A 7,716-nucleotide genomic window follows, 5' to 3' on the forward strand; every position below is an offset into this window, starting at 1 on the left:
GTGCCAGAATCTCTGTTAGCACTCCGAGTATGTGAGTGATAAGTCCACCTGGTTGGTGAGGCTGACCGTGAGCGAAGAAAGGCTTCGCGCGGGAAGTCGTCCGTCGCGGGCACCGGCCACAGTGATTCTGGAGGAATATCGCATGGCAAAGACCATTGCTTTTGATGAGGAAGCACGCCGCTCCATGGAGCGCGGCCTCAATCTCCTCGCGGACACCGTCAAGGTGACGCTGGGACCCAAGGGCCGTAACGTCGTTCTCGATAAGAAGTGGGGCGCCCCCACCATCACGAATGACGGCGTGTCCATCGCCAAGGAAATTGAGCTGGAAGATCCCTACGAGCGCATCGGTGCTGAGCTCGTCAAGGAAGTCGCCAAGAAGACTGACGATATCGCCGGTGACGGCACTACCACCGCAACTGTTCTCGCTCAGGCCCTCGTGCAGGAAGGCCTGCGCAATGTGGCCGCCGGCGCCAACCCCATCGCGCTGAAGAAGGGCATCGATACCGCGGTCAAGGCCGTGACCGAACGCCTCCTCGCGGACGCGAAGGAAGTTGATACCCGCGAAGAGATCGCCTCCACCGCCGCCATTTCGGCTGGTGACCAGGAAATTGGTGAGGTCATCGCCGAAGCCATGGATAAGGCCGGCAAGGAAGGCGTCATCACCGTGGAAGAGTCCTCCGGCTTGGAGCTGGAGCTTGAGCTCACCGAAGGTATGTCCTTCGACAAGGGCTACCTCTCCCCCTACTTCGTGACCGACGCCGAGCGCCAGGAAGCCGTTCTGGAAGATCCCTTCATCCTCTTCGTGGATTCGAAGATCTCCAACCAGAAGGAACTCCTCCCGGTTCTCGAAAAGGTTATGCAGGCAGATCGCCCGCTCCTCATCATCGCTGAGGATGTGGAATCCGAAGCGCTGGCCACCCTCGTGGTCAACAAGATCCGCGGCACTTTCCGCTCCGTGGCCGTCAAGGCCCCGGGCTTCGGTGATCGCCGCAAGGAAATGCTCCAGGATATGGCCATCCTCACCGGCGGCCAGGTCATTTCCGAGTCCGTTGGTCTCAAGCTGGAGAACACCGATCTCACGCTCCTCGGCCGTGCCCGCAAGGTGGTTGTTACCAAGGAAAACACCACCATCGTGGACGGCGCTGGCGACCAGGAGCAGATCGACGGGCGCGTTTCCCAGATCCGCACCCAGATCGAGAACTCCACCTCCGAATACGACACCGAGAAGCTCCAGGAGCGCCTGGCCAAGCTTGCCGGTGGCGTAGCGATTATCAAGGCCGGTGCGGCTACCGAGGTAGAACTCAAGGAACGCAAGCACCGCATCGAGGACGCCGTGCGCAACGCCAAGGCGGCCGTGGAAGAAGGCACCGTCGCCGGTGGTGGCGTGGCTCTTATCCAGGCCGGTAAGGAAGCTTTCGCCGACCTCAAGCTCGAGGGTGACGAAGCGACCGGCGCGGCCATCGTGCGCTACGCTATCGAAGCTCCGCTCAAGCAGATCGCCAGCAATGCCGGCCTCGAGGGCGGCGTGGTGGCCGAGAAGGTGCGCAACCTTCCCAAGGGCGAGGGCCTCAACGCGGCCACCGGCGAATACGTCAACCTCATGGAGGCGGGCGTGATGGATCCGGTCAAGGTGACCCGCTCGGCGTTGCAGAACGCGGCTTCCATTGCCGGTCTCTTCCTTACCACCGAAGCTGTGGTGGCTGACAAGCCCGAACCGCCGGCTCCGGCCGCGCAGGGTGACGGCGGCATGGGTGGCATGTACTAAACCGCTAGGTTCAGGTACAGCTGACGCCAAGAAGTAATAGTGCTGCCAGCGTGATCTGGTAGTTTTCGGGTGGCGCGCTTTCCGAAAGGAGGGCGCGCCACCCTTGGTATATCTGGAAGCACTAACAGACCCGGCCCGCAGTTCGCAGGTTCGGCCGCGCTCTACCGATCCGGCCGCACGTGAGTGCCCGGCCGTGTTTACATATCCGGTTCGCGCTCGATCCCGTGCGTGGGGGAGGGGGCGGCGGGCCGGGCCACAATATCGCCTTCCGGGTCATCTTCGATCAGTGGCGGGATGGTCTCCGTATAGCGTGGGTTACGCCGGGGCGTACCCTCGCGTTCCTTTTCTTTCCACACCTCTGCCTGGGCGCGATCCGCGAGCGGGGAATCAATATTCTCCGCCAGCGCAATGGCTTCATCGCGTTCCTTTTCCGCCGCACGCCGCCGCTCATTAATCTTATTGAGCATGGCCTGGGAAACTTCCTCGCGTTGGCGTTTACGGATCTGTTCGGCGCTCAGCTGCGGCTCACTCGCTGCGGTATCCGGCCCGACCGGGAGCACCCGCGTCACCTCGCCGGAATCCTCCTCCGGAATACGAGCTTCCACCGCCTCCAAAGTGGAGGTTTCGGTACGGGCATCGCGGTAGGCATCTGTTCCGGCCGGCGTTACGGGCGCGGCTGGCGCAGTGAGGGGTGGCAGCGTCGTCGTACCTAAATCGGTATCCCCCGGGCGCGTAACATCTGCCGTTCGCGCCGCATCCGTGGGGCGAACGGTACCTGCCGGGCGTGGAGCCTCCGCAGCGTTCGCACCGTCCGCCATTCGCGCCACGTCCGCACCCGGTTCCGGCTCAGCCAGGCGCTTGCGCAGCTTCGCGGCCTCCGCCTGCAAATTCTGACGCGCCGCATCCTCCCATTTTTGGCCCTCGGGCGTATAAAACAAATGCTTGCGCTCCAGCAGCTTCGCTACGATTTTTTCGCGCCCGCGCCAGAAACTCTCATCGGGAATATGTGGGTATTCCTCGCGAATCGCCTGAGTATAGCGCCGGTAACTCTGCGGGGAGGAGGCCAAAATTGCCAGGTGTGCATCACGCAGCACCATAATGTCAATATCTTGCTCGGCGGTCCCCAGGCTGGTGGCCGGGGCGCGCCCCATAACCGGCATCGCGGTGAGCGCCGGCGCCTTCATACCCCAAATCAATTCGGCCACCCGGCGCGCGGTTTCGGGAACGATGCCGAGCTGCGTCAGTTCATTTTCGGCAGTGCGCGCAGAAAGCAACTCATCTTCACCCCCGCGTTTCGTGTAAACACGGTAGCGCGACGTCGAAAAAACCACCCCGTGGTACCAGGCAGCAAGCCGCACGGTATCCGGGTGATGCGTTTCGTTAATGAGCTTTTCCACATTGGCAAGCATGGCCGTGAGGTGGTGAATATCGTGGAAGATGCGATCAGGTTCCGACCAGCGCCTGAGAACAGCAGCGCACGTCTCCTGAATCTCCGCGCTGGACGCGGTCGCCCCCAGCCCCGTCACTGCCTTCTCGAAAGAAACCGGCAGCCACGAAGGAACGGACATATTTCCTCCCACCGTGGTGCGCACCCGCGGCGAACTTTTCGCCAGGGGACGACGACGCACGTCGCCCTCCGCACTCAAACGCAACTGATTCTAATCATGCCCCGGCCCGGGTGGGGACACTTTGGGCCTTCTCGCACGCTAGGACCGCCGAGGGAGAGTGCGGCTCGGCCCTCGGAGCGCCCGCTGGCAGCGCCCCGGGCCCGCCACTTTTCGCCCAGCTGAACGCGATAACCGGGTCGGCGAGGTGCACGGGCGCGGCCGGTGCACTAACGTAGAGACGTGATATCTGACGCAGCCTTCTCCGCATCGCCCGCCGGGCAGCGGCCTCGGGCACTGGTGACCGGGGGAAGTTCCGGTATTGGGCTCGCTTTCGCCCGCCAGCTCGCTGCCCGCGGGTACGCGCTGGTTCTGGTGGCGCGTGGGAAGGAACGCCTGAATGCCGTTGCCGAACAATTCCGGGCCGGTGGCGTGGAATGCGAAACGATGTGTTGCGATCTAGGTGTGGGGAACGACGTCGCACGCCTGTGCAGCTACCTAGATGACCATGCTGTTGATGTGGTCGTGAATAATGCCGGGGCCGGTCTCTACGAGAGTCTCGTGAACGGGGATATGGACCGGATTGAGGCCGCGGCGGCCCTCATGGCGGGAGCGCCAGTACGGATCGGTGCGGCGGCCACGGCGGCGATGGCTGCGCGAGGGAAGGGCACCCTCATAAATATTGCCTCGGTGCAGAGCTTTGTTCCCATGGGCGCCTACGCGGCCCTCAAATCCTTTGTGCGGGTATGGTCCGAATCGCTGGCTGTGGAACTGCACGGCAGCGGGGTGACGGTGACCGCGGTACTGCCCGGATGGGTACGCTCGGATTTCCACCGCAACTCCGGCGGGAAACGCTCCGGGGTTCCCGATGCGCTCTGGCTGGAACCCGATACGGTGGCGCGGGCCGCGCTCGCGGCGGCCGCGCGCGGAAAAGTCCGCTGTACCCCCACGGTGCGCTACAAGATTATTGGTTTCCTCGCGGAAAAGGGCCCGCGCTGCGCGGTAAACTGGGTGGCAAGGAAAATTAATGGCAGTGGGCGAAAGGCGGACCGCGGGTGAGTGAGCTCGAACCGATCGATCCGTATTTGGATGAGTCCAAAGCCCGCCGCCGGCATCGGGTGCGCCGCGCCCTCACGAAACCGGTCATGTCCACGATTCTCCGACCCACCGTGCTGGGAGAGGAAAATATCGAAAACCTGGACGGCGCGTTTATCCTGGTGCCTAATCATTCCTCGCACCTGGATGCTCCCATGGTTTTCTCGCTGCTTCCCGATAAACTCACTGAGCGGTTAGCGACCGGGGCGGCCGCGGATTATTTTTATCGCCGCCGCGGCATCTCCAATCTCACCTCGTTGTTCTTTAATACTTATCCCATTGAGCGCGGTAAAAAACCCACCGGGAAGGCTGGTTCGGAATACCAGCCCGGCCGCGCCAAAGGGATGACGGGCCGTCTACTGGCCGCGGGAGTTCCGATTCTGATTTTCCCGGAAGGCACGCGATCACGCACCGGGGAACTCGGTACCCCGAAGGCGGGTGCCGCGGCCCTCGCCCAGCGTTTCAATGTTCCTATTGTTCCCATCGCCATGTCCGGTGGGCATGAAGTTATGCCGGTGGGTGCGGTGCTCCCCAAATTCCGCGGCGAGGTCTTTTTGTTTATCGGCAGGCCTATGTATGGCCTCGCGGAGGAAGACCCGGCTGATTTTATGGGCCGGGTCTTCACCGCCATTGAGATGATGCTCGAGCAGAAAAGTGCGCACCCGCTCACCCCGGAAGGTGCCAGTCCTTTCGATTTGCCCGAGACCGGCGAGATACCCGATGCTGCCGAGGCGCCCGATGCTGGCGAGACGCCCGATGCTGGCGAGACGGGCGAGTTTCCGGAAACTGAGTAGCTCGCTTAGCCGGGCGTTGCCGGATTCTGACACGGCTCGGTCGGGGCGGGGAAGGTGAGCTGCACGGTGAGCCCGCCACCGGGGGTGGTTAGCGCCCGGGCGGTACCGTGGTGTGCGGCCATAATAGCGGCAACAATGGCAAGACCTAGGCCGGAGCCCCCTGATTCGCGCGAACGTGAATAGTCCGGGCGGTAGAAACGCTCGAAAATTCGCTGGGAATCGGCTTCGGAGATACCGGGGCCGTGATCACGCACCTCAATAGTGGGGTGGCCTTCCGCGATGCCCACTGCCACTTCTACCGGGCTGGCTTCCGGGGCGTGTGCGAGCACATTAGAAAGCAGATTTGCGATCACCTGGGTGATGCGATCCGCATCCCCGTGGACTTCCACCGTATCGGGCGCTGGGGTGCTCCCATCCAAAGCAACCACCGTGGCGGTGCGTTGCGGGGCGCGCACCCGGAAATCGAGGATGGCGTTATCTGCCAGCTTGGCAAGATTGACACAGTCAAGGTTAAGGGGGCGGTTTTCGTCCAGGCGGGCCAGCTGGAGCAAATCCTCCACGAGCCCGGCCATCCGGTTGGCTTCCGATTCCACTCGCTCCATCGCCTCAGGGACACGCTCGGGGGGAACTCCGCCCAGGCGATATAGCTCGGAATACCCACGCACGGTTGCTAGCGGGGTGCGTAATTCGTGAGAGGCGTCCGAAACGAAGCGTCGCATTTTTGCTTCCGAACGTTCCTTTTCCGCGAAGGCATGCTCGATTTGAGCGAGCATAACGTTAATGGAATTAGCGAGCATCCCAACTTCGTCGTCGTCCTGACCGTGCGGAACACGTTCGGCCAGATGTCCTTCCGCGATGGTATGCGTGGCCGCCTCGATATCACGCAGGGACCGCAAGGTACGCGATACAAGACCGGTAACGGCCAGGCCGGCCGCCAGCACGGTTGCGAGCCCGGCGAGCACAAAAATAAGGCGCAGGCGCGCAATAGTAAACTCGATCGGCCCGAGTGGCTGGGCAATAATGATATTCCCGGTAATGAGACCGCCGGTGGAGGAAGGGCTAATAGGGTGAACCAGCACCCGCCAATCAGAGCCATACAGGGTGGAAGGAACCGTCACGGGTTCTTCGGACCCCAGTCTGGCAATATGCTCGAGATCGCGCGGGTAGCCGAATTCTTCTACGGCCCCCGGATTGGGTAGTTCGTAGGTGGTCACGTCCCGCTGCCCGGCAATAGCCCAATTGACCCGCACGAAGAAATCGGAGAGGTTGAGGGAGGAGGACTGGCTGGCACCGGGCAGATCCTGCAGGAACATCCGCTCCACCGAGCGCGCATTCGTGGTCAGATCCTGGTCGATAGTGGAGACCAGGTATTGCTTGAGGAGGGTGACCGAGGCGAAACCCAAAAAGGTTGCCGCGGTTCCCACCAGGATGACAAAAGCGATAATGAGGCGGCCGGCTAGGGTGCGGGCCGGCCGCAGCGCGCGCCGGAAAACTCCGCTGCGGCGGGCGCGCCCGGGAGAATCGGCAGCCGGCTTGCCAGGCTGCGCCGGGCGGCTCGGCACCGGTGCAGCCCCCGAGCTTTCCGGCGGGAGCGGATCGTGACGTTGGGTCATAACCGAATGTTATTTGGAAGCACGCAGAACGTAGCCGATGCCACGGCGAGTGTGGATGAGAGGAATGAGATTGCGGGCCTCTTCCTGATCGGTAATCCCCAGGGCTTCCGGGGAATCAATTTTGCGCCGCAAATAGGAAATATAGGATTCCACGATGGAGATCTCACCCTGCCAGTTGTAATCCCAGACGTGGTCGAGGATCTGTGATTTGGAAACCACTCGTTCGGCATTAATAATGAGATAGCGCAGTAGCTTGAATTCGGTGGGGGAGAGCTCCACCGGCCGGCCGGCGCGGGTGACCTCATACGAATCTTCGTTCATTTCCAAGTCCGCGTAGCGCAGCACCGCCGATTCGGTTTCTTCCGGGCTGGTGCGCCGCAGCACCGCGCGGATACGCGCCACTACTTCCTCCAGGGAGAAAGGCTTGGTGATGTAGTCATCCCCGCCGACGGTCAGGCCTTGGACTTTGTCCTTCACATCATCGCGGGCGGTGAGGAACAGCACCGGCAGATCGTGATCGCGTTCGCGCAGCCGGCGCAGCACCTCAAAGCCGTCCATGCCCGGCATCATAATGTCGAGGACGGCCAGATCCAGGTGCTGATTTTGCTGGTGGGCGAGGGCTTCCGCGCCATCGGCGGCGGTGTACACATCGAATCCGGCGAACCGGAGAGAAACGGAAAGAAGTTCGCGAATCGAGGGCTCATCATCAACAACGAGGATGGCCGCTTCGGGAGTGTGCTCGGTAGGCGTCATGATGTTAAGGAAACCCGAGGTATCTGGAAGCTTCCTGAAAGTTTGCGGGAAGCGAAAGCAAAGCCGTGGGAGCGATAGAAGTGGAACGACGC

The 7,716-nt window shown here is 62.1% G+C and carries 6 protein-coding genes; 3 read left to right on the forward strand and 3 right to left on the reverse strand.

Translation table 11 applies throughout. From position 1 onward, the window contains the following. Positions 1-142 precede the first annotated feature (142 nt). Positions 143-1,765, forward strand: coding sequence for a chaperonin GroEL (gene groL, locus AC5RK6_RS03150; protein ID WP_016443292.1), 1,623 nt, complete (start codon positions 143-145; stop codon positions 1,763-1,765). 197 nt (positions 1,766-1,962) lie between these two features. Here the strand turns inward: groL and AC5RK6_RS03155 are convergent, their stop codons facing one another. Beyond that, positions 1,963-3,411 (reverse strand): HD domain-containing protein, encoded by a 1,449-nt coding sequence (locus tag AC5RK6_RS03155; RefSeq protein ID WP_320757708.1) that lies wholly within the window; start codon positions 3,409-3,411, stop codon positions 1,963-1,965. A 201-nt stretch (positions 3,412-3,612) separates the two neighbouring features. Here AC5RK6_RS03155 and AC5RK6_RS03160 point away from each other — a divergent pair, with 201 nt between their 5' ends. Beyond that, entirely contained in the window at positions 3,613-4,428 is an 816-nt protein-coding gene (locus AC5RK6_RS03160) for an SDR family NAD(P)-dependent oxidoreductase (protein ID WP_320757707.1), read from the forward strand. Then, a complete protein-coding gene (locus tag AC5RK6_RS03165) occupies positions 4,425-5,258 on the forward strand; it encodes a lysophospholipid acyltransferase family protein (protein WP_320757706.1) in 834 nt (277 codons plus the stop codon). The genes AC5RK6_RS03160 and AC5RK6_RS03165 overlap by 4 nt, the downstream gene beginning before the upstream one ends. A gap of 5 nt (positions 5,259-5,263) precedes the next feature. Here the strand turns inward: AC5RK6_RS03165 and AC5RK6_RS03170 are convergent, their stop codons facing one another. Both AC5RK6_RS03170 and AC5RK6_RS03175 read right to left on the reverse strand, forming a co-directional pair. Continuing rightward, positions 5,264-6,871 carry a sensor histidine kinase gene (locus tag AC5RK6_RS03170; protein ID WP_320757705.1) on the reverse strand — a complete coding sequence of 536 codons (1,608 nt, stop codon included), beginning with the start codon at positions 6,869-6,871 and terminating at the stop codon, positions 5,264-5,266. A gap of 9 nt (positions 6,872-6,880) precedes the next feature. Beyond that, positions 6,881-7,624 carry a response regulator transcription factor gene (locus tag AC5RK6_RS03175; protein ID WP_320757704.1) on the reverse strand — a complete coding sequence of 248 codons (744 nt, stop codon included), beginning with the start codon at positions 7,622-7,624 and terminating at the stop codon, positions 6,881-6,883. Positions 7,625-7,716: the final 92 nt, after the last annotated feature.

This window comes from Actinotignum sp. usb-actsch-213, from assembly GCF_059085665.1.

What these genes read in the sequence shown, in the direction of transcription:
- groL (WP_016443292.1), top strand. Translation starts at nt 143, where the DNA reads ATGGCAAAGACCATTGCTTTTGATGAGGAAGCACGCCGCTCCATGGAG.
- AC5RK6_RS03170 (WP_320757705.1), bottom strand. Translation starts at nt 6,871, where the DNA reads ATGACCCAACGTCACGATCCGCTCCCGCCGGAAAGCTCGGGGGCTGCA.
- AC5RK6_RS03175 (WP_320757704.1), bottom strand. Translation starts at nt 7,624, where the DNA reads ATGACGCCTACCGAGCACACTCCCGAAGCGGCCATCCTCGTTGTTGAT.